Genomic DNA, 22,401 nt, shown 5'->3' on the forward strand with positions numbered 1-22,401 from the left:
TAAATTTTGAGGTGACCACTGTTATGGCTTTTAGTATGTATGACCCCAAGCTGCTGGAGGGGGTCCGCACGATCCATTTTATCGGCTGCGGCGGCTCCGGCACCTATCCGCTGATCCAGATCCTGCACAGCCGCGGCTTCGCCATCACCGGCTCCGATGTCGAGGAAACCAAAAACACCGAGGCGGAGCGTGCGCTCGGCGTCCGTGTGGCCATCGGACATGATGCGGCCAATCTGGGCAATCCGGATCTGGTCGTCTACAGCGCCGCCATCCATAATGACAATCCTGAGCTGCAGGCGGCTCACGCCCGCGGCATCAAGGCGGTGGAGCGCAGCGTCATGCTGGGCTATATCAGCCGCACCCATAGCCAGAGCATCGGCGTGGCTGGTACCCACGGTAAAACGACCACGACCGGCATGATCACAACCATGCTGGAGCTGGCCGGCAAGGACCCCGCCGCCGTCATCGGCGGCAAGCTGCCCCTCATCGGCGGCTACGGCAAGGCCGGCAGCGGCCAGAGCGTGGTCATTGAGGCCTGCGAGTACCATGAGACCTTCCTGCAGCTGACCAGCACGGTGGGCGTCATCCTGAACATCGACAATGACCATCTGGAATATTACGGCACGATGGGTCAGCTCAAGCTTGCGTTCCAGAAGTTTGCGCTGCTGTCCCGCACCGTTGTGTTCAACATGGACGATAAAAACACGATGGATGTCGTCAACTCCATCGACCGCCCGGTGCTGAGTTTCGGCATCAAAGAGGAGGAGGCCCGCTTCCACGCCGTCAACATCGGCGAGTATAAGCCCGGCTTCTTTGAGTTTGATGTGCTTGAGCTGGGCGAGTTCTTTGCCCACATCAGGCTTGGTGTGCCCGGCTACCACAACATTTACAATGCGCTGGCCATGTGCTGCTGCGTGCGTCCGCTGGGCCTCAAGCCCGAGGATGCCGTCCGCGCAGCGGAAGAATTCCACGGCACCGGCCGCCGGTTTGAGATCAAGGGCGAGTGCAACGGCGCGGTCATTGTGGATGACTACGCCCACCATCCCACCGAGCTGGCCGCCACGCTGGCCACGGCTAAGGAGATGGGCTATGACCGTGTGATCGCGGTGCATCAGCCGTTTACCTACAGCCGCACCAAGATGCTGATGGACGAATTTGCCAAGGTGCTGCGCGCCGCCGATCAGGTCGTGCTGCTGCCCATCATGGGCGGCCGCGAGAAGGATGACGGCAGCGTCAAGAGCGAGGACCTTGCCGCCAAGCTGCCCGGCAGCGTTGTGGTCAGCGGGCTGGAGGGTGCCGCCGACTGGGTAAAGAAAAACGCCAAGAAGGGTGACCTTGTCATCTGCATGAGCTGCGGCGATCTGTACAAGGCTGCCGACATGATGGTAGAGAAATAAAATCTGATGACAGGCTGTCCGACAGGGCAGCCTGTTTTTTGGTAGAGTGGCTTCCCCCCTCGGGGGAAGCTGTCAGTGACCCCGCTCGCTGACTGATGAGGGCAAGGTCCGCTGCGGCAGTCAGTGAACGGGCAACCCCCGGAGGGCCGCCCCTCATCCGACCTCGGGCGGGGCCTCGGCCACCTTCCCCCTCGGGGGAAGGCACGCAGCCTTGCCATTACCGCCCACTTTATGGTACAATACAACCAAATACATTATAAAAGGAGCCACTCGCAATGAACCAACACTATCTCCAGCTCTACGCTGATTTTATCGTCAAGGTGGGCGTCAATGTGCGCCCGCGCCAGAATTTCATTGTTCGCTGCCCGGTCACGATGCCGGACTTTGCCCACGCCTGTGTCCGCGCAGGCTACGAGGCCGGTGCCAAGACCGTTGTGGTCCGCTGGGAGGACGACAAGCTGACCCGCCTGCAGATGGAAATGGCCGCTGAGAGCGACCTGTGCGCCATGAAGCCCTACGAGCTGCGCAGCTACCTCGACTATGCCGAGGACCCGGACGGCTGCTGCACGCTGGCCATCCATGCCGCAGACCCCGAGGCACTGGCCGGGCTGGATGCGGGCAAGCTGAACCGCGTCAACCTCGCCCGCCGCACCTTTATGAAGCCCTGGCAGGCCTACACGATGAATGACCGCGTGCAGTGGTGTGTGGCCGCCGTGCCCGCCCCGGGCTGGGCTGCCAAGGTGTTCCCGGACCTGCCGCTTGAGGAGGCTGTTGAGAAGCTGTGGGCGCTGATTTTTGATGTCTGCCGCGTATCGACCGGTGACCCCGTAACCGCATGGAAGGAGCATGTTGCCCGCACCAAGGCTCGCCGCGACCGGATGAATGAGCTGAACCTCGACCGTATTCGCATGACGAGCGCTAACGGCACAGATCTGACCGTGGGTCTGGCCGAGAACGCCATCTGGGAGGGCGCGTCCAGCAAGACGGAGGGCGGCATCGAGTTCATCGCCAATGTCCCCACCGAGGAGGTGTTCTGCGCACCCCACCGCGACCGCGTTGACGGCCGCGTCTACGGCACCAAGCCCTACGCTTACAACGGCCAGCTGATCGAGGGCTGGCATGTCACCTTCCAAAACGGCAAGGTCGTGGAGCATGGCGCTGAGAAGAACGCCGAGCTGCTGGCCGAGCTGCTTACCACCGATGAAAACGCCAACCGCATCGGCGAGATTGCACTGGTGCCCGCGTCCAGCCCCATCAACCGCAGCGGTGTTCTGTTCTATAACACCCTGTTCGACGAAAACGCCGCCTGCCACATTGCCTTCGGCGATGGCTACCCGACCAACATCAAGGGCGGCTCCGCCATGAGCCGGGACGAGCTGCTGGCAAAGGGCCTGAACAGCTCCGCCATCCATGAGGATGTCATGGTCGGCGCGCCCGACACCCATGTCGTTGGCGTGACCAAGAGCGGCGAGGAGATCACGATTTTTGAAAACGGCGAATGGGCGTTCTAAGCCGCACCCCGGCACCGATCGACTGTGACCGCCCGGCATCTGCCGATTTTTTGCGGGTGCTGGCGGCGTGGGCCGTGGGGGCGTTCCACATATGGCAGCAAAGCTGGTACAGCCGCCCCGCTGCGGAGCATTGGCTGCGGGCGGGCAGCGTTGGGGTGGACTTCCTCGTTATGCTGTCGGCGTTCTGCCTGTTCCTGCCGTGGGCCAACGCGGCAGCGCAGGGCAGACCGCTGCCGCAGACCCGCCCGGCGGAGTTTTACCGCCGCCGCGCCGCGCGGCTGCTGCCGGCCTACTATGCCAGCCTGCTGTTCAGTCTGGCGCTGGCAGTGTATCGCAGCGGGTGGAGCAGGGCACTGGCAGTTGACCTATTCACACATCTGACGCTGACCCAGCAGCTTTTCCCGGCGTGCTACATTGGTACGCAGCTCAATGCGGTCAGCTGGACGCTGACGGTGTTTGCACTGTTTTATCTGGTGTTCCCGCTGCTTGCACCGCTCTGCGCACGGCATCCGCTGCCGGTGCTGGGGGCGCTCTGCGGCGTACAGCTCGTCTACTCGCTCTGGACATTGCCCCAGTACGGTGGCTATGCGTACCCAAGGCTTTTCAACCAGTTCCCGGCGTTCTGCGGGGTGCTGGCGGTCGGCATGGCGGCGGCGCTCGTCTTTGCAAGGCTGGCGCGCGGCGGCTGGACACAGCATTTTCTGCTGCGCGCGGGCTGCACGGTGCTGGGCGCGGCGGCGCTTGTCCGGCTCAATGCCCTGATGCACGCGCAGGCTGCGGCAGCAGAGTATCAGCGCTTTCAGCTTGTGAACCGTATGCCGCTGGTCATTGCGGCTGCAGCGGTCGTGGTCGGTTTCGGTTTGGGGCTGACGCTGCCCGCCCCGGCACGGCGGCTGCTGCGCGGGCTGGCGGCGCTGACCTACAGCTTTTACCTCTGGCATCAGATGCTGGCGGTATTTTTGAAGTATGACCTGCATCTGCCCGCCTGGCAGGGTGTGACCCCGCCCAACCAGCTGGGGGATAAGGTCTGGATGCACCGTGCCGATATGTTGTACTGGGCCGCCGCCCTGACCGTTGGCGCGGCGGCGTATTTCCTGCTCGAAAAGCCCGCTGCGAGCGCACTGCACCAAACTGCGCAAAAAATGCGCGCTGAAAAAGCCCGCTGAAAGGTAATTCTGCCCGGCGGGGGCTTGCTTTTTGCGCGGGGATGTGGTATAGTCATATTGTTCGATGATGATTTTACTGAAAGTGGGCCGCAAGGTCCGCTTTCTTTTTATGATAGGAGCATTTATATGGCAAAACCCGGTAAACCGCAGCAGGGCAGTGCGGTCAAGGTCGTGGAGGCGCTGGTCCGCCCCGTGGTCGAGGCTATGGGCCTGCGCCTGTGGGATGTCCGCTTTGAGAAGGAAGGCCCGGACTGGTTCCTGCGCGTGCTGATCGACCGCGATGAGCCGATGGATACCGACACCTGCGCGGAGGTCTCCCACGCCATCGATCCGCTGCTGGACGAGGCCGACCCCATTGACCAGAGCTACTACCTTGAGGTCGGCAGCCCGGGCATGGGCCGCCGCCTGACCCGCCCCGAGCATTATGAGCAGCTCAAGGGGCAGAAGTGCGCTGTCCGCCTGATCCGCCCTGACGCGCAGGGCCGCCGCGACTATGCGGGCCTGCTGCAGGGACTGGACGCCGATGGCAATGTGACCCTGACGGACGGGGAAGAAAGCTTTACCTTCCCGCTCAAGAGCGCGGGCTATGTCAAGCTCTGCGATGACGAGGATCTGTTCGACTGATAAAAGGCTTCCCCTGAGGGGGAAGCTGTCCGCGAAGCGGACTGATGAGGGGCAGACTTGCCGCAGCTACCCATGAACGGGTAATAGCGGTAGCATCGCCCCTCATCCGGCGCTGCGCGCCACCTTCAGTCTACGCGCTAAGAGCCGCCTACGGCGGTTGCGCTCCGACACGCGCCTGCGGGCGCAGCCCCGCAGGGGAAGGCAAGAATAATACTGTATTGTGTGTACTTGAAATATAATTGGGAGGAAACCAGAAACATGGCTACTGCGAACAACGAATTCTTTGAGGCTCTTTCCGCACTGGAAAAGGAGCGCGGCCTGCCTGAGGACTACCTGATCGACAAGATCAAGGCAGCCATCGTCATCGCCGTCAAGAAGGACTATGAGGTCGAGGATGACAATGTTGTCGTTGACATTGACCCCGAGGTAGGCGCCTTCCGCGCAAGCCTGCTGCGCGACATCGTGGAGGAGGTCGAGAACCCCCACACGCAGGTCAGTCTGGAGGATGCCCAGAAGGTCCGCAAGAGCTACAAGGTCGGCCAGCGCATGGTCACCCCCCTCAAGACCAAGGAGTTCGGCCGCATTGCCGCCCAGACGGCAAAGCATGTCATCCGTCAGGGTCTGCGCGAGGGCGAGCGCAACCTGCAGTGCAGCGAGATGCAGTCCCGCGCACATGAGCTGATCGCCGCCACTGTTGTCTCCATTGACCCCGAACGCGGCAACATTGTGCTGGATCTGGGCAAGGGCGGCTCCGCCGTGCTGCCCCGCAATGAGCAGGTCCCCGGCGAGACCTTCACCGAGGGGCAGACCGTGCAGGTCTATGTCGTGGATGTTCTGGCAACGGACCGCGGCCCCCGCGTCACCATCAGCCGCACCCATCCCGGCCTTGTCAAGCGGATGTTTGAGCTGGAGGTCCCCGAGATCTATGACGGTACCGTTGAGGTCAAGGCCATCGCCCGCGAGGCCGGTGCCCGCACCAAGCTGGCCGTCTGGAGCAAGAACCCCGATGTCGATCCCGTCGGCGCCTGCATCGGTGCCCGCGGCGTCCGCGTGGAGAAGATCGTGCAGGAGCTGAACGGCGAGAAGATCGATGTCATCCGCTGGAGCGAGGATATTGCCGAGTTCATCTCCGCCGCCCTGAGCCCGGCCAAGGTCGTCAAGGTCGAGCTGCTGCCCGGCGAGACCAAGAGCTGCCGTGTTACGGTTCCCGACCAGCAGCTGAGCCTTGCCATCGGCAACAAGGGTCAGAATGTGCGTCTGTGCGCCCACCTGACCGGCTACAATATTGATATCCGCCCCGAGTCCGGCTACTACGGCGAGGATGAGGAATAAATACAAAGAGATAAGAGATAAAAGATAATAGATAATAAAAAGTGTGGAGGTTTTGCCCGCAGGGCAAAAACAAAATTTTGAGCGGTGCGCAGCGCCGCGGAACACCATATTTCTTATCTTTTATCTATTATCTAGAAATGAGGTCGGCTAGTTGCAGCAGCAAAAGCAGAAAAAAATCCCCGTGCGCCGTTGTGTGGGCTGTAATGCCCAGCGCCCCAAGCGTGAACTGGTGCGCGTGGTGCGCAGCCCGGAGGGCGAGATCAGCATTGATCTGCGCGGCAAAGCACCGGGGCGCGGTGCGTATCTGTGCCCCTCGGCCGCATGCCTTGCCAAAGCACGCAAGGCAAAGCGGCTGGAACGCACATTTGAGGTCCCCATCCCGGACGGCATTTATGAGCGCCTGACGGAGGAGATCGCCTGTGCGGAGCAAAGCGCAAAGGAGGCGGCGAGCGATGAATAACGATCAGCACCCGCTGCTGGGTGCGCTGGGGCTGTGCCGCAAGGCCGGCAAGCTGCTGCACGGGTATGACCGCGTACAGGAAAATGCACTGCGCGGCAAGGTGGCCCTTGTGCTGCTGACCTCAGACGCCAGCGAACGCACCGTCAGCCACATGAAGGACGCCTGCGAGGACATTGTTGCCTGCGAGCAGATGCCCCTGACCAGCGCAGATCTGGCCATGCTTACCCCCAAGCCCGCCGCCGTGTTCGGCGTGACTGACGAACACCTTGCACAGCTGTGCGCAAAATACCTTTGATAGAGGAGGACCACACTATATGGACTTTAAATATAAGATCGCTGATGTTGCCAAGGAGTTCGGCGTGCCCGCCAAAAAGGTCATCGAGACCGTGACCGGCGTGACCGGCGAAGCCTATAAGACCGGCGGCACTTTTGAGGAAAAAGAGCTGAATGTCCTGCTGGAGACCCTGACCCGCGAGAATGCCGAGGCAAGCTTGGACGCCTACCTTGCCAGCGGCAAGGAGGAGGCTAAGCCCGCCCCGAAGCCCGAGCAGAAGAAGCCTGAGCCCAAGAAGGCCGAGCCCAAGAAGGCCGACAAGCCCGCCGTTAAGGCGGAGCAGCCCAAGGCAGCTGCCAAGCCCGAAGCCAAGCAGGAGCCGAAGAAGGAAATCCGCAAGCCCGAAAAGCAGGCCGAGAAGCGCAATGAAAAGCGCGTCACCCTGCAGGAGCTGGCCGCCGATACCGGCATCAAGGAGCCTGTCAAGACGGAGCAGGTGCAGGTCAACCGCGCGCAGGTCTCTGTGGATACCCGCACCGTGGATGTCAATGTGGATAAGTTCAACGCCCGCTATGACGATCTGGCCGACAGCCGCAACATGCCCAGCAAGCGCAAGAACCAGCCCACCGGCAAGAAGGAAAAGTTCAACAACCGCAACAACCGCCGCGGCCAGCAGTTCGGCCGCCGCCGTGAGACCGAGGCCGAGCGCCTGCAGCGCATCCAGCTGGAGAAGGCCCGCAATGCCCAGCTCAAGATCTCCATCCCCGATGAGATCACCGTCGGTGAGCTGGCTACCCGCCTGAAGCAGAGCGCTGCCAAGGTCGTGGCCAAATTCATGCAGATGGGCGAGATGCACGCCATCTCTGATGTCGTTGACTTCGACACCGCCGCCCTGATTGCCGAGGAGTTCCACGCCAAGGTCGAGCATGAGGTCCATGTCTCCATCGAGGAGCGCCTGTTTGTGCAGGAGGAGGACAACGCCGCCGATCTGGTCGAGCGTCCCCCCGTTGTCGTTGTCATGGGCCATGTTGACCACGGCAAGACCTCCATTCTGGACGCCATCCGCAAGACCAATGTCACCAAGGGTGAGGCCGGCGGCATCACGCAGGCCATCGGTGCGTATCAGGTCAAGAGCAATGACAGCGTCATTACCTTCCTCGACACCCCCGGCCACGAGGCGTTCACCTCGATGCGTGCCCGCGGCGCGAACATGACCGACATTGCTGTGCTGGTCGTTGCCGCTGATGACGGCATCATGCCCCAGACCATCGAGTCCATCAACCATGCCAAGGCTGCCAATGTCAAGCTGATCGTTGCCATCAACAAGATGGATAAGCCCACCGCCAACCCCGAGCGCGTCAAGGAGCAGCTGACCAAGTACGAGATCGTGCCCGAGGACTGGGGCGGCGACGTCGCCTGCATCCCTGTGTCCGCCGTCACCGGCATGGGCATTTCCGACCTGCTCGAGCGTATCGCTCTCGAGGCCGAGGTCATGGAGCTGAAGGCCAACCCGAGCCGCCGCGGCAAGGGCGCTGTTGTCGAGGCCCGTCTGGACAAAGGACAGGGCCCCATCGCAACGCTGCTGGTCCAGAACGGTACCCTGCATAAGGGCGACTGCCTGATCGCCGGCACTGCTGTCGGCCGCGTGCGTACCATGCGCAACGATAAGGGTCAGGAAATCACAGAGGCCGGCCCCTCCACCCCCGTGGAGATCACCGGCCTGACCGAGGTCCCCGAGGCCGGCGAGCTGTTCGAGGCTGTCGAGGACGAGCGTCTGGCCCGCGAGCTGGCCGATAAGCGTACCACCGAGGCCAAGGAGAAGCAGTTTGCTGCCTACACCAAGGTCACGCTGGATAACCTGTTCGACCAGATGGCCGCCAACGATATGAAGGAGCTGCCCATCATCGTCAAGGCTGATGTGCAGGGCTCCGCCGAGGCTGTCAAGCAGAGCCTCGAGAAGATCTCCAACGACGAGGTCCGCGTCCGCGTCATCCATGCGGGTGTCGGTGCCATCTCCAAGTCTGACGTCTCTCTGGCCGATGCGTCCAACGCCATCATCATCGGCTTCAATGTCCGTCCCGACGCCGTCGCCAAGGCCGAGGCCGAGCAGACCGGCGTTGAGATGCGTATGTACCGCGTCATCTACGATGCCATCAACGATGTCTCCGACGCTATGAAGGGTATGCTGGCCCCGAAGGTCCGTGAGGTCGCACTGGGCGAGGCACAGGTCCGTCAGGTCTACAAGATCTCCAGCGTCGGCACCGTTGCCGGCTGCCGTGTCACCGATGGCAAGATCACCCGCGATGCCCAGCTGCGTCTGGTGCGTGACGGCATCGTCATCTGCGAGGATTCCATCGCCAGCCTGAAGCGCTTCAAGGACGATGCCAAGGAGGTTGCCGCGGGCTTTGAGTGCGGCATCACCCTGGCCAAGTTCCAGGACATCAAGGAAGGCGATGTCTTTGAGTGCTTCAAGATGGAAGAGTACCGCGATTGATTGCAGAGGTAAAGTAAATGCCAACCAAAAACCACGGCCGTATGGCCCAGGATATGAAGCGTGAAATCATCGCCATCATCGGCGAGATGAAGGATCCCCGCGTGACGGGCGGTCTTTTGACCGTGACCCGTCTGGATGTGACCCCTGACCTCGATCAGGCCAAGGTCTACATCAGCGTCATGGGCCGTGAGGGCGGCCCGGAGCCGGTCGTCAAGGCGCTGAACAAGGCCTCCGGCCATGTCCGCACCGAGGTGAGCCGCCGGATGCACATCCGCAAAGCACCGCGCTTTGTGTTCGTTAAAGATGAGGGCGCAGCCTACGCCGCGCACATCAACCAACTGCTGGGTGAGCTGGACATCGAGTCCGACTCTGACGCAGAGTAAACCCTGTACCCGGTTAGAAAAGAGGAACCTATGACTCAGAATGTGGATCGCGGGACCGTGGTTTCGCGTCTGCTTGCTGCAGATGACATCCTGATCCTTTGCCACAAAAACCCTGACGGTGACACTATCGGCTCGGGCACGGCGCTCTGCCTTGCCCTGCAGCAGTTGGGCAAAAATGCAGCTGTGCTGTGCAGCGACCCGATCCCTGCCATGTACAGCTACATGCCCATCACGGTGTTTGACGGCAGCTTCCGCCCTGCCTTTGTGGTGGCGGTGGATGTGGCCGGCATCCAGCTCTTCGGGGAACGCAACAACATTCAGGAATATGCAGAGCATGTCGATCTGTGCATCGACCACCATGGCTCCAACAGCGGCTACGCCTACGAGACACTGGTGGACGATGGCGCAGCGGCTGCGGCCGAACTGCTTACAACGCTCATTCCCGAGATGGGCGCTAAGATCACGCCGGAGATCGCCTCCTGCCTGTACACGGGCGTGGCGACCGATACCGGGTGCTTCCGGTTCAGCAACACAACGGCGGCGACCCACCGCGCGGCGGCCGACCTGATCGAGGCCGGTGCCGATGTGGAGATGCTCAACGAACGACTGTTCGAGAGCCGCTCCCACGCCCGCGTTATCGCGGAGCGCATGGCGCTGGAAAGTCTGGAGTTCTACTACGATGACCGCTGCGCCCTGATCTGCCTGACATGGGATCAGATCCAGGCGGCCGGCGTGGCCGGTGCCGAGCTGGAGGATATGACCAGCCTGCCCCGCTCCATCGAGGGTGTCGAGGTCGGCCTGACCCTGCGCCAGCAGAAGGACGGCAGCTTCAAGATCAGCGTGCGCACCGGCCATAACACCAACGCCTGCAACATCGCACGCCGTCTGGGCGGCGGCGGGCATCCCCGCGCTGCAGGCTGCGAGATCAGCGGCAACCCGGACAATGCCAAGCACGCGATCCTCGAGGAAGTTAAAAAGGAACTGGACCGCGCCGACGCGGAAAAAGAACCGCAATAAAGCCTTCCCACATTGGGGGAGAAAAAGCAAGGTCGGATGAGGGGCAAACCTGCCCGCAACAACCCGTAAACGGTCTGCAACGGCAGACTTGCCCCTCCCCAGTCACCTTTGGTGACGGCTCCCCATCCCTGAGGGGAAGCCTTTTAAAACCTGACAACAGAAAAGGAACCCTGCTATGCAAACGCCAAACGGCATTCTGCCCGTGAATAAGCCCGCAGGCTGGACCAGCTTTGATGTGCTGGCCAAGCTGCGCGGCGCACTGGGCACACGCAAGCTGGGACACTCGGGCACACTGGACCCCATGGCCACCGGTGTGCTCGCGGTGTTTATCGGCAAGGCGACTGCGGCCGCCGACCGCCAGCTTGACCATGATAAAACCTACGAAGCAACGCTGCGTCTGGGACTGCGCACCGATACCGGCGATGTGACCGGCGAAACGCTGGAAACAGCCCCTGTCACGGTCGGCGCGCAGGAGCTGTGCGCTGTGCTGCCGCAGTTCCGCGGGGACCGGATGCAGCTGCCGCCGATGTACAGCGCGGTGAAAATCAACGGCCAGCCGCTGTATAAGGCTGCCCGCAAGGGCCAGACTGTGGAGCGCACGCCCCGCCCCATCACGATTTACGACATTGAATATCTCGGCAGCCCCGCACAGGATGAGTACACGATCCGGGTAGCCTGCTCCAAGGGCACCTACATCCGTGTGCTGGCTGAGGAGATCGGCGCCGCCCTCGGCGTACCTGCGACCCTGTCGGCGCTGCGCCGCACACAGGCGGGTGTGTTTTCGCTGAAGCAGTGCCACACGCTGCCGCAAATTTTTAGCCGCCGCCGAGAGCGGGGAACTCGAAACCAACGGCTGGGTACTGCCGATCGAGACCGTCTTTGCGCCGCTGCCCGCGCTGCATGTCAACGAGGGCGTGAAGGCACACCTGCTCAACGGCTGCCCTACCAGCCACTATAAGGCTGCTGACGGCCGCTACCGCGTCTATGAGGAAAGCGGCGCTTTTCTGGGGCTGGCCAGCGTTGAAGGCGGTGTGCTGAAGGTCGAAAAACTATTTTGCGAAAGGGGCTGACAGCCAATGCAGATCTACCAGAGCCTGACGCCCATCCACGCCCCGCAGGGCAGTGCCGTGGCGCTCGGCTATTTTGACGGCGTCCACTGCGGCCACCGCGCCGTGCTGGGCGCGGCTGCGGCCTGTGCCGCAGAAAAGGGCCTGACTGCCGCCGCGTTTACCTTTGAGCTGCCCGACAGCAGCACCCTGAAGGGCGGGCGCATCCTCTCGCTGGCGCAAAAGCACGCCCGCATCGCGGGGCTGGGCATCGAGGAATATCAGGAGGCACCCTTTGATGCGTTCCGCAGCCTGTCGCCGGAGGATTTTGTGCAGAAGGTGCTTGTTGACTGCTTTGCGGCGAGAGAGCTTTTCTGCGGCGATAACTTTACCTTCGGCGCGCGGGCGGCCGGCAATGTCGAGCGGCTGCGGGAACTCTGCAAGCCGTTGGGCATCGGCGTCCACATTGTACCGATGGCGCAGTACAACGGTCAGACAGTATCCTCGACCCGTATCCGCGCCGCGTTGGAGGAGGGCCGTCTGGCGGACGCCAACGCGATGCTCGGCGAGCCCTATGCCATCGACTGGCCTGTTGTTCACGGCAAGGGCATCGGCGGCGGCCTGCTGGGTACGCCGACGCTGAACCAGAATTACCCCGCTGCGGCGCTGCAGCCCTGCGCGGGCGTCTATCTGACCCGCATCTTTCTGGACGGGCAGTGGCGGCCTGCGGCAACCGGCATCGGCAAGCGCCCCACGGTGGACAGCAGCGCGGACGCCGCTGTGACCTGTGAGACATTCGTGCCGGATTATGCGGGGGACATCTACGGCCGGGCACCGGTGCTGGAATTTCACAAGTATTACTGCCCGGTCCGCAAGTTCAACTCCCTTGAGGAGCTGGCGGCCCTCATCCACCGCGCCGCCGACGAGAGCAAAGCCTACTTTGCCGGGGAAAAAGCAACAAAATAATTGCAAAATGAGCGGCACAGCCCTTGTATTTCTGCCGGAGCTGTGCTATACTAATCAATGTTACCGCGGCCCGGTATGGGGCGTATGCCTCAACGGTTCCAACTACCCCTTACTGCGCCAACGGCCGATATATTTTTCAGAAAGAGGTATTTACCAATGAGCCAGAAATCCGCTATCGACAAGCAGCCCATCATCGCTAAGGCAGCCATCCATGAGGGTGACACCGGTTCTCCGGAGGTCCAGGTTGCTCTGCTGACCGCTCGTATCAACCACCTGACCGAGCATCTGAAGACCAACAAGCATGACAACCACAGCCGCCGCGGCCTGTTCAAGATGGTCGGCCGCCGCCGCAATCTGCTGGCCTATCTGCAGAAGAAGGACATCAACCGTTACCGTGCCCTGATCGCTGAGCTGGGTCTGCGTAAGTAATTTTCGCAAAAACGGGCAGGGTGCATTTGCACTCTGCCTGCTTTTTTTATAAGTGCGCAGCCGCCCATTTCGCGGACGGTTGTAGGGGCGGATTCCATATCCGCCTGTGCCTGTTTCCGGCAATGCACACCTGAAACCCCACTGCACCTGTATTTTACAGCCGCCCCGCCGCCATTTTGTGCAGTAAATCGAGCACCCAGACAATACGGTCTGGCTGCTGGCTTTATTGTACAAGATTGGGGCAGGGGAGAGGCTGAAAGTAAAAATCTACCAAAGAAGGAGAATCCCTATGGCTTACGAATTCGCATCCAGACTGGAAACCTTCCCCAAGTACCGCAAGTTCGAGACGACCTTTGCGGGCCGCCCCTTTGTGGTCGAGACCGGCAAAATGTGCGGTCTGTCCAACGGCAGCGCGATGATCCGCTACGGCGAGACCTGCGTGCTGTGCAATGTCACGATGAGTGACAAGCCGCGTGACGGCGTTGATTTCTTCCCACTGAGCGTTGAGTTTGAGGAAAAGCTCTACGCCGCAGGCCGCATCCCCGGCAGCTTTATGCGCCGCGAAGGCCGCCCCGGCGAGCATGCCATCCTCTCCTCCCGCGTGGTCGATCGTCCGATCCGCCCGCTGTTCCCGAAGGACATGCGCAACGATGTCTGCGTCACGATGACTGTCATGAGCCTTGACCCCGACTGCTCCGCAGAGATCTCCGGCATGAACGGCGCCTCTCTGGCCATCGCCATGTCTGACATTCCGTGGAACGGCCCCATTGCAGGTGTCTTTGTCGGTCTGGTGGACGGTGAGATCGTGCTGAACCCCACCAAGGAGCAGCGCGAGCACAGCGACCTCTCCCTGACCCTTGCTGCCAGCGAGGAAAAGATCGTCATGATCGAGGCCGGTGCCAACGAGGTCGATGAGGAGACCATGATGCGCGCCATCCGTGCCGGTCATGAGGAAATCAAGAAGATGCTCGCCTTCATCAACGGCATTGTGGCCGAGATCGGCAAGCCGAAGAAGAGCTTTACCCCCGTGGAGCTGGATCATGCCCTGCTGGCCGATGTCTATGCCAAGCACCTTGATGAAGTCAAGAATGCATGAAACACCGATGACAAGAATGTCCGCGATGCCGCTATGCTGCCCATCATGGACGCCATCGCTGCCGAGCACCCCGAGCTGACCGCCGCCGACCTTGACCTGATCAGCTACAAGCTGCAGAAGAAGGTCGTCCGCACTTGGCTGCTCGAGGACGGCAAGCGCGTGGACGGCCGCGGCATCAATGAGATCCGCCCGCTGGCCGCTGAAGTCGGCCTGCTGCCCCGCGTCCACGGCTCCGGCATGTTCACCCGCGGCCAGACGCAGGTGCTGACCATCTGCACCCTTGGCTCCACCAAGGACGCCCAGCTGATGGATGACCTGTCCGACACGCCGTACAAGCGCTATATCCACCACTACAACTTCCCGCCGTACTCTGTCGGCGAGGCCCGCGCACCCCGCAGCCCCGGCCGCCGCGAGATCGGCCACGGCAACCTTGCCGAGCGCGCCCTGATCCCCGTACTGCCCGATCAGGCCGAGTTCCCCTACACGATCCGCTGCGTCTCCGAGGTTCTGTCCTCCAACGGCTCCACCTCTCAGGCCTCCATCTGCGGCTCCACGCTGGCACTGATGGATGCCGGCGTGCCCATCAAGGCACCCGTTGCCGGTATCTCCTGCGGCCTTATCACCGATGGTGACCCGCTGCACGGCGGCCGTTGGATGACGATGCTCGACATTCAGGGTGTGGAGGACTTCCACGGCGATATGGACTTTAGGTCGGCGGCACCCGCCGCGGCATCACGGCCATCCAGATGGATATTAAGGTCGACGGTCTGACCTATGAGATCGTTGAGGAAGCCCTCGAGAAGTGCCGCAAGGGCCGCCTGTACATCCTTGACCAGATCATCAAGCCGGTCATTGCCGAGCCGCGCGCCGAGCTGTCCAAGTATGCGCCCAAGATGTTCAGCATGATGATCCCCGTTGACAAGATCAAGGATGTCATCGGCAAGGGCGGCAAGGTCATTCAGGAAATGTGCGCGAACTTCAACTGCAAGATTGACATTGAGGAGGACGGCCATGTCTTTATCTCCGCTGTCGATCAGGACGATGCCAAGCGCGCTATTGCGACCATCAAGACCATTGTCGAGGACCCCGAGATCGGTGCTATCTACAAAGGCCGCGTGACCCGTCTGATGAACTTCGGTGCCTTTGTTGAGATTGCCCCCGGCAAGGAGGGTCTGGTCCACATCTCCAAGCTGGACGATCACCGCGTTGAGCATGTTGAGGATGTCGTTGCCGTTGGCGATCCCATCTTTGTCATGGTGACCGACATCGACCAGCAGGGCCGCATCAACCTGTCCCGCAAGGACGCCATCGCCGCCATCGCCAAGAAGCGCGCCGAGGCCGCCCAGCAGTGATTACGGGGGTTTTGTTCCTTCTTTGCAAAGAAGGAACCGAAGAAATTCCAAACAAATAAAACAAGAAAAGGGAGTCTGCCGTGAATCGGCAGGCTCCCTTTTTAATTTGCTTGCACTGTAGGGGCCGGGCATGCCCGGCCCGCAGCATAGCCGCAAACGCCCGGCAAAGCATTGTAGGGGCGGCATACATGCCGCCCGCGCCGCTTACTCCGCTTTATCAGAGAACACCATATACAGCCCCACGGCCCCTACAATGACGCCTATCGCGGCAAACGGGAAATCACCGAAATTGTACAGAATCGTGGCGTTGATTTCCTCACTGCCTGCGCAGAGCAGGATGCCAAAGAGAAGCAGTGCAATGCCTTTTGAAACCTTGCTGCTCATACGGACAACCCTCCTGAAATTCAAATATACGACCTCATTAAGCCGATTATACCACAAAAGAGGCTGTCGCACAAGGTCAAACCCCATGCCACAGCCTCTCGCCATAACCCGTTCCCGGGAACAAATATTGAAGTTCTTTTGCTTACTTTTCTTTCAAGAAAAGTAAGACTTACTTCTCAATGACTTCCTTCGTGTCGCGGGCGATCATAAGCTCCTCGTTGGTCTCGATGATCAGGGTGCGGACACGGGCACCCCAGGCAGTAACCTCAACGACATCTTCCTTCTGCTTGTGTGCATCGCGGTTCTTGTCAGTGTCGATGCGGATGCCCAGCCAATCCATGTGGTGGCAGATCTTGGCGCGGGAGTCGGCGTCATGCTCGCCGATGCCGCCGGTAAAGACGATGGCGTCCACGCCGCCCATAGCGGCAATGTAGCTGCCGATGGTCTTTTTGATCTGGTAGTTCAGCATGTCGCTGGCCAGCTGTGCGCGTTTGTTGCCGTTCATGGCGGCTTCCTCGACATCGCGCTTGTCGCTGGACACGCCGGAAACACCCAGCAGCCGGACTTCTTGTTCAGGATCTCGTCCAGCTCGTGGCCGGTGATCTCGAGGTTGTACTTCAGGTAGTTGACCACAGAGGGATCCAGATCGCCGCAGCGGGTGCCCATCATCAGGCCGGCCAGCGGGGTCATGCCCATCGAGGTATCAATGACCTTGCCCTGATCGACAGCGGCGATGGAGGAACCATTGCCCAGATGGCAGGTGATCAGCTTCAGGCGCTCAATAGGCTCCTCAAGGAACTCGGCAGCGCGGTGGCTGACATACTTGTGGCTGGTGCCGTGGAAGCCGTAGCGGCGGACGCCGTACTTCTCATAGTACTCATAGGGGATGGCGTACATATAAGCCTTCGGGGGCATGGTGGAGTGGAAAGCCGTGTCAAAGACCGCAACATTCGGCTTGTCCTCGCCAAAGACCTTGTAGGAGGCCTCGATGCCCAGAATGGCGGCAGGGTTGTGCAGAGGAGCCAGCGGGCTCAGGTCGTGGATCGCCTTGACGACCTCGGGGGTGATCAGGCAGCTCTCCTTGAACTTCTCACCGCCGTGGACCACGCGGTGGCCGATGGCGTCGATCTCGGAAACGCTCTCAATGACCTTGCCCCCGCCGGTGGTCATCTTCTTCACGACCTCGGTAAAGGCCTCGGTATGGGTGGGGAAGATGGCGGGCGTGGTTGCCTTATGGCCGTTGGCCTCATGGGTAATCATGCTGCTTTCCATGCCGATGCGCTCGCACAGACCTTTGCACAGGACCTTTTCGCCCTCCATGTCGATCAGCTGGTACTTCAGGCTGGAAGAACCGCAGTTGATAACCAGAACTTTCATGGAATATCCTCCTTAAATTTGGCAGGGCAGATTTGCCCTTTCACAATCGTTGATTTTATTATATAATGGAAGATATGAATTTTCAAGCGCAAGTTCTGCAAGATAGCACAATTTTTGCACAGTACGGGCAAAGTACTTTTTTAACAATCTGTCGGGAGATTTTTTCTATGAAATTTGCAGGCATCATAGCCGAATATGACCCCTTTCACAACGGCCATGCAGCCCAGCTTGCGGCGGTCAGGGCAGCGGGCGCCGACTGCGTGGCTGTCTGTCTGAGCAGCGGCGCTGTGCAGCGGGGCGGTGTACCCATCCTGCCGGAATCGGTCCGGGTGCGCGCCGCGCTGGGCGCAGGGGCCGACATCGTCATTGCGCTGCCCGCGCCCTACGCCTGCGCCACGGCGGAGCAATTCGCCGCGGCGGGGGTGCATCTGCTGGCGGCGTTGGGCTGCGATACGCTGGCCTTCGGTGCGGAAACGCCCGATGCCGCCGCATTGCTGGACGCAGCGCAGCTGCTGCTGAGCGGCGAGATAAACGCGCTGATCCGTAAAAAACTTGCGAGCGGCATGACCTATGCCGCCGCCCGGGCCGATGCTGCCGAGACCCTGCGCCCCGGCATGGGGACGCTGCTGCGCACGCCGAACAACATTCTGGGTATCGAATTGCAAGGCAATCCTGACGCAGGGCGCTGCGCTGACGCCCCTTGCGCTGCCCCGGCTGGGGGCGGCCCACGGCGGCGGGGCAGGGGAGCATGGGGGTACGCCGATGGCCAGCGCCAGCTACCTGCGCGGCCTGCCCCTGCCGGAATGGACTGCCTTTGTGCCCGCCGGTGCAGCGGCGCTTTACGCAAAGGCGGCTGCCGAGGGGCTGCTGCTCGACAGTGCAAAATTTGAGGTGGCGGTCCTGACGCAGCTGCGGATGCAGCCGCCGGAAATTTTGCGCAGCTGCGCGGTATCAGTGAGGGGCTGGAGAACCGCCTTGCAGCATCGGTACGTCCAGGCAGACGGTCTGGACGACCTTTACACTCGGCTGAAAACCAAGCGCTATCCCCATGCACGGCTGCGCCGCCTTGTGCTGGACGCCGCGCTGCAGTTTCCGGCAGAATTGCCAATGCCGCCCTACCTGCATGTGCTGGGCGCAAAAAAAATCGCGCTGCCGCGCCTGAAATGCGCCGCCCTGCCGGCGGGCACGGCACTGGCAGAGCTGGTGCAAACTAGCCCGCAGGCGGCTGAAATCGGCAGACTGCATAGCGCGCTGTGGATTTTTCGTCATTATGCAGAGAAAAAATTCAGCCGATGGGGCTTGCGTTTACTGCTAAGCCGGTGGTAATATAAGCATGATATGGAGAAAACATGCGTGTGATACAACATTGTTGCATTTTTAACGCGCAAAATAGGTACGAAATGAAGGAGTAAAACATGGCGCTGCATGTAATGGACGAAGCGAACCACTGCCTTGGCTGTAAGGTGCCCCGCTGTCAGCAGGGGTGCCCCATCCACACCAATCCCGGAGGTCATCCGCCTGCTGAAGGATAACAAGCTGGACGAGGCCGGCCGTATGCTGTTTGGAAAACAACCCCCCTGACCACCGTCTGCTCTCTGGTCTGCACCATGAAAAGCAGTGCGAGGGACATTGTGTGCGCGGCATCAAGGGCACGCCGGTCCATTTCTCGGTCATTGAAAACTATATTTTCCTCTACCTACGCCAGTCAGATGACGCAAGGCCCTGCGCCGTCCAACGGCAAAAAGGCTGCCATCATCGGCTCCGGCCCGGCGGGTCCTGACCATCGCGGTCATTCTGGCGCGCTATGGGTATGATGTCACGATCTTTGAGAGCCACGATAAGATCGGCGGCGTGCTGCGCTACGGCATCCCCGAGTTCCGTCTGCCCAAGGACGGTGCTGGACGACTTTGAATACCGCCATCTGCGGCTGAAGGGCATCAAGGTCCGCCCCAACACCGATGTGGGCAAGGCGCTCAAGATCGAGGATCTGTTCCGTGACGGCTACAAGGCTATCTTCATCGGTACCGGGGTATGGCGGTCCCAACACGCTGCACATCAAGGCCGAGAGCCTCGGCAATGTGCATTATGCCATCAACTACCTGCAAAACCCCGATGTCTACCATCTGGGAAGCCGCGTCATCGTTATCGGTGCGGGCAATGCGGCGATGGATGTCGCCCGCACCGCCATCCGCCACGGCACGCGGCATCTTGAGTGCTTCTCGCTTTCAAAGACGATCACCGCCAGTGAGTATGAGGCCAGCTATGCCAAGCTGGAGGGTGTCAACTTCATCTTCAACAAAAAGCCTGTTGAGATCACCGACAAGGGCGTTGTGTTCATTGACCTGAACGAGGCCGAGGACGGCACCCTGACCGAGCTGCCCGGCACCGAAAAGCTCTACCCGGCGGACAGCGTGATCGTTTCGATCAGTCAGGGTCCCTGCACCACCATCACCGACAGCACCAAGAACCTCAAGACGACCCCCGCGCGGCCTGTTTGAGACCGATGAGGTCGGCCGCACCAGCATCCCCGGCATCTTCGCCAGCGGCGATGCCGTCAAGGGTGCCCGCACTGTGGTCGAGGCCGTGGCCTACAGCAAAAATGTGGCCGAGGCCATGCACGAGTACATGCAGACCCTGCCGCCCGACCTGCCCGATGAGTACGCAAATGTGCCTGTGGCAGAGTATGATGAGGGAAACTAAGTAAATAAAAACACCCCTGCGCCAATTTAACGGCACGGGGGTGTTTTGCTGTACTGCGCGATGAAATATTTCCGGGACGCATGTAGGGCGGCCAGCCCTCTGGCCGCCGTGCCCGTTTACGGCGGTGAGAAACTTTGTGTTTTACCCCTCCCTACAAAATCAACCGTAAAAGGGGAGTGCCGTAAACCAGCGGGCCGGGCGTGCCCGGCCCCTACCGCGCGGCTTACCTTTTCCTTGCAAACTCCCTTGCATGCTTCACAAACTCCCGCGCGGCGGGGGAGAGCACCCCGCGCGACAGGCACGCCAGCCCGATGGTGCGCTTGGCGGCCGGCTCCAACTGCAGGACTTGACACCCTGCGCTGGCGGCACCCTCCTTGAACATCAGCTCGGGCATCAGGGCAAGGCCCTGCCCGCAGGCTACCATGGCGATCATGCTCTGGTCGTCCACGATGTAGCAGCGGCTCGACACATGCAGGTCATTCTTTTTGAAATAGCTCTGGATGTCGGCGTCCACATCGGACTGCTGACTGACAAAGGGCCGGCCGCGCAGCTCCTCGGCCCGGACAACACCGGGGCGGCGGGGCTTGTAGTCGGGCGGCGCAAGGCAGATGAGCCGGTCATCGTAGAGAGGCTCAAAATCCAGATCGCGGGCGCTGGAGTTGGACAGAAAACCCAGTTCTACCGCGCCGGTTTTCAGCCAGCCGGTAATGTCATCATAGGAGCCCTGATAGATCTGCACATCAATGCCGGGGAATGCCGCGCGGAAGCCCGGCACGATCTTCGGCAGCCATGTCACGCAGGCCGAGTTGAACACCCCCAGCCGCAGCGCACCCTTGTGCATGCCGTTGATCTGGGCAATGGACTGCTCCAGCGATTCGCTGCTTGCCAGCATCTGCTGGATCGCGGGCATCAGGTTCTCGGCGGCAGCGGTCAGCGTGACGCCGCTTTTTGTACGGGTGAAAAGCGGAAAGCCGCACTCGGCCTCCACGCCGGACACGGCATGGCTCACGGCGGAGGGAGTAATGTGCAGCCGTTCGGCTGCGGCGGCAAAGGTACCCAGCTGCGCCACGATACTCAGCAGCTGGCAGTCGGTCAGGGTCATGATCACATCTCCTGTGGTGAATTTAATTCATGCTTCGTATGAAATAGTATAGCTTTACTTCATGTCTATAATGTACTATTATGATAGCAGAAAGTCAATGCCTGCGGCGCACAACGCAGACATGAAAAAGACTCCTCTCCCTCCGACCTTGCCCCACCGGCCCGCACACCGGTGGGGCTTTTTTTATTGGCCGGTTTGTGGTATGATACTAATAAAGCCTTCCCCCAAGGGGGAAGGTGCCCCGAAGGGGCGGATGAGGGGTGGGCCTTCCCGCGGCAAACCGTGAATGGGTGGCTGCGGCAGACCGGCCCCTCATCAGGCCGTTGCACGGCCAGCTTCCCCCAAGGGGGAAGCCTTTAATGTAAAGGTGGAAAATCACATGGCAAAATCACGCGGGGTGCGGGGCGCAGCGGGCGCTTGTGCGGCGGCATCCCTTGTATATCTGCTGGGGCGCAGCCTGCTGGCCCTGCTGGTCAGCGCCCTTATGGGGCTGGCACATCCGGGGGCCAGTCTGGCAAAGCCCCTCGGCTTTAGTGATGTCAGCGCAGCGCTGTTTCAGCTGCTGGTCGGCATTGGGGCCATCGCCCTGACGCTGGCCTTTCTGCTCAAGCTGACCCGCCTGCGGCAGGTGGATCTGCGCATCGCCCTGCCGGCCCCATGGAGCCCGGGCTTCTGTCTGCCGGTCTTTCTCGGTGTGGCCAACCTTGCCAACCTTGCCGGGGCGCTCATCAACCATATCACAGACAACCCGACAACGAGCGAGCTGCTGCCCAGCGGTGGACCCGAGCTGCTTGTCTGCTTTATATCGCTCTGCATCATGCCCGCTGTGGCCGAGGAGCTGCTCTTCCGCGGGGCGTTTCAGGGCTTGATGCGCCCCTGCGGCAGCGCAGCGGCCATCTTTGCGCCGGCGCTGCTCTTCGGTCTGCTGCATCTCGATCTGGCGCAGGGGCTGACAGCCTTTGCCTGCGGGGTCTTTCTGGGCTGGCTGACCGAGCGGTCGGGCAGCATCCTGCCGGGTATGCTGCTGCACCTTGCAAACAACACGCTGGCGTTTTTGACGATCTACCTGCGGTATTACGCCCCGGCGGAGTTGTCCTTCGGCGTTGAGCTGTTCATCCTGCTCTTTTTCCCGGTGTTCGGTGGCTGGATGATCTGGAACGCCCGGCAGCAGGGCTTTCGCTTTTCGGCCGGTCTGCGCCCCGGCGTGGATGTGCTGGCGGTGTTCACCAGCCCGGCCTACAGCGCCGCTGTGATCTTTCTGGTTGTATATGCGGTGTTTTTTGTGCATTGA

General features: G+C 61.0%; 18 protein-coding genes and 4 pseudogenes. 19 read left to right on the top strand and 3 right to left on the bottom strand.

The window, feature by feature from the left end; genetic code table 11:
• Positions 1-23: 23 nt before the first annotated feature.
• From murC to OGM67_00800, 15 genes and pseudogenes are all read left to right on the top strand, one after another.
• Positions 24-1,397: a UDP-N-acetylmuramate--L-alanine ligase gene (gene murC, locus OGM67_00730; protein UYJ34906.1), complete on the top strand. Its 1,374-nt coding sequence runs from the start codon at positions 24-26 to the stop codon at positions 1,395-1,397.
• A 275-nt stretch (positions 1,398-1,672) separates the two neighbouring features.
• Positions 1,673-2,908 (top strand): aminopeptidase, encoded by a 1,236-nt coding sequence (locus OGM67_00735; GenBank protein ID UYJ34907.1) that lies wholly within the window; start codon positions 1,673-1,675, stop codon positions 2,906-2,908.
• Positions 2,896-4,074 (top strand): acyltransferase, encoded by a 1,179-nt coding sequence (locus tag OGM67_00740; GenBank protein UYJ34908.1) that lies wholly within the window; start codon positions 2,896-2,898, stop codon positions 4,072-4,074. Before OGM67_00735 ends, OGM67_00740 begins: the two co-directional genes overlap by 13 nt.
• 126 nt (positions 4,075-4,200) lie before the next feature.
• Positions 4,201-4,698 carry a ribosome maturation factor RimP gene (locus tag OGM67_00745; GenBank protein ID UYJ34909.1) on the top strand — a complete coding sequence of 166 codons (498 nt, stop codon included), beginning with the start codon at positions 4,201-4,203 and terminating at the stop codon, positions 4,696-4,698.
• A gap of 258 nt (positions 4,699-4,956) precedes the next feature.
• The gene (gene nusA, locus OGM67_00750; protein UYJ34910.1) at positions 4,957-6,030 is read left to right on the top strand and encodes a transcription termination factor NusA; all 1,074 of its coding nucleotides are present in this window, start codon (positions 4,957-4,959) and stop codon (positions 6,028-6,030) included.
• A 151-nt stretch (positions 6,031-6,181) separates the two neighbouring features.
• Positions 6,182-6,490, top strand: coding sequence for a YlxR family protein (locus OGM67_00755; protein ID UYJ34911.1), 309 nt, complete (start codon positions 6,182-6,184; stop codon positions 6,488-6,490).
• A complete protein-coding gene (locus OGM67_00760) occupies positions 6,483-6,785 on the top strand; it encodes a 50S ribosomal protein L7ae (protein UYJ34912.1) in 303 nt (100 codons plus the stop codon). The genes OGM67_00755 and OGM67_00760 overlap by 8 nt, the downstream gene beginning before the upstream one ends.
• A gap of 19 nt (positions 6,786-6,804) precedes the next feature.
• Positions 6,805-9,258 carry a translation initiation factor IF-2 gene (gene infB, locus OGM67_00765; protein ID UYJ34913.1) on the top strand — a complete coding sequence of 818 codons (2,454 nt, stop codon included), beginning with the start codon at positions 6,805-6,807 and terminating at the stop codon, positions 9,256-9,258.
• Positions 9,259-9,275: 17 nt separating this feature from the next.
• A complete protein-coding gene (rbfA, locus tag OGM67_00770) occupies positions 9,276-9,641 on the top strand; it encodes a 30S ribosome-binding factor RbfA (GenBank protein ID UYJ34914.1) in 366 nt (121 codons plus the stop codon).
• A 30-nt stretch (positions 9,642-9,671) separates the two neighbouring features.
• The gene (locus OGM67_00775) at positions 9,672-10,658 is read left to right on the top strand and encodes a bifunctional oligoribonuclease/PAP phosphatase NrnA (protein ID UYJ34915.1); all 987 of its coding nucleotides are present in this window, start codon (positions 9,672-9,674) and stop codon (positions 10,656-10,658) included.
• A gap of 202 nt (positions 10,659-10,860) precedes the next feature.
• Entirely contained in the window at positions 10,861-11,616 is a 756-nt protein-coding gene (gene truB, locus OGM67_00780) for a tRNA pseudouridine(55) synthase TruB (GenBank protein UYJ34916.1), read from the top strand.
• Positions 11,573-11,728 carry a tRNA pseudouridine(55) synthase TruB gene (locus tag OGM67_00785; GenBank protein ID UYJ34917.1) on the top strand — a complete coding sequence of 52 codons (156 nt, stop codon included), beginning with the start codon at positions 11,573-11,575 and terminating at the stop codon, positions 11,726-11,728. The genes truB and OGM67_00785 overlap by 44 nt, the downstream gene beginning before the upstream one ends.
• Before the next feature lie 6 nt (positions 11,729-11,734).
• The gene (locus OGM67_00790; GenBank protein UYJ34918.1) at positions 11,735-12,670 is read left to right on the top strand and encodes a riboflavin biosynthesis protein RibF; all 936 of its coding nucleotides are present in this window, start codon (positions 11,735-11,737) and stop codon (positions 12,668-12,670) included.
• Positions 12,671-12,826: 156 nt separating this feature from the next.
• Positions 12,827-13,099 (top strand): 30S ribosomal protein S15, encoded by a 273-nt coding sequence (gene rpsO, locus OGM67_00795; protein ID UYJ34919.1) that lies wholly within the window; start codon positions 12,827-12,829, stop codon positions 13,097-13,099.
• Positions 13,100-13,388: 289 nt separating this feature from the next.
• Positions 13,389-15,547, top strand: a pseudogene (locus OGM67_00800) (polyribonucleotide nucleotidyltransferase).
• A gap of 204 nt (positions 15,548-15,751) precedes the next feature.
• Here OGM67_00800 and OGM67_00805 read toward each other — a convergent pair.
• Complete coding sequence (locus tag OGM67_00805) at positions 15,752-15,931, bottom strand: hypothetical protein (protein ID UYJ34920.1); 180 nt, start codon at positions 15,929-15,931, stop codon at positions 15,752-15,754.
• A gap of 169 nt (positions 15,932-16,100) precedes the next feature.
• Positions 16,101-17,308 (bottom strand): annotated as a pseudogene (locus OGM67_00810) (acetate kinase).
• A gap of 167 nt (positions 17,309-17,475) precedes the next feature.
• Between OGM67_00810 and OGM67_00815 the strand changes: the two are divergent.
• From OGM67_00815 to OGM67_00825, 3 genes and pseudogenes are all read left to right on the top strand, one after another.
• A pseudogene (locus tag OGM67_00815) lies at positions 17,476-17,907 on the top strand (nucleotidyltransferase family protein).
• Complete coding sequence (locus OGM67_00820) at positions 17,897-18,634, top strand: nucleotidyltransferase family protein (GenBank protein ID UYJ34921.1); 738 nt, start codon at positions 17,897-17,899, stop codon at positions 18,632-18,634. The pseudogene OGM67_00815 and the gene OGM67_00820 overlap by 11 nt, the downstream one beginning before the upstream one ends.
• 89 nt (positions 18,635-18,723) lie before the next feature.
• A pseudogene (locus OGM67_00825) lies at positions 18,724-20,008 on the top strand (NAD(P)-dependent oxidoreductase).
• 223 nt (positions 20,009-20,231) lie between these two features.
• Here the strand turns inward: OGM67_00825 and OGM67_00830 are convergent.
• Positions 20,232-21,110 carry a LysR family transcriptional regulator gene (locus OGM67_00830; GenBank protein ID UYJ34922.1) on the bottom strand — a complete coding sequence of 293 codons (879 nt, stop codon included), beginning with the start codon at positions 21,108-21,110 and terminating at the stop codon, positions 20,232-20,234.
• A 379-nt stretch (positions 21,111-21,489) separates the two neighbouring features.
• Between OGM67_00830 and OGM67_00835 the strand changes: the two genes are divergently transcribed.
• On the top strand, positions 21,490-22,401 hold the full coding sequence (locus tag OGM67_00835; protein ID UYJ34923.1) for a CPBP family intramembrane metalloprotease: 912 nt from the start codon (positions 21,490-21,492) through the stop codon (positions 22,399-22,401).

The sequence above is a fragment of the Oscillospiraceae bacterium genome (assembly GCA_025757985.1).
Lineage (GTDB): Bacteria > Bacillota > Clostridia > Oscillospirales > Ruminococcaceae > Gemmiger.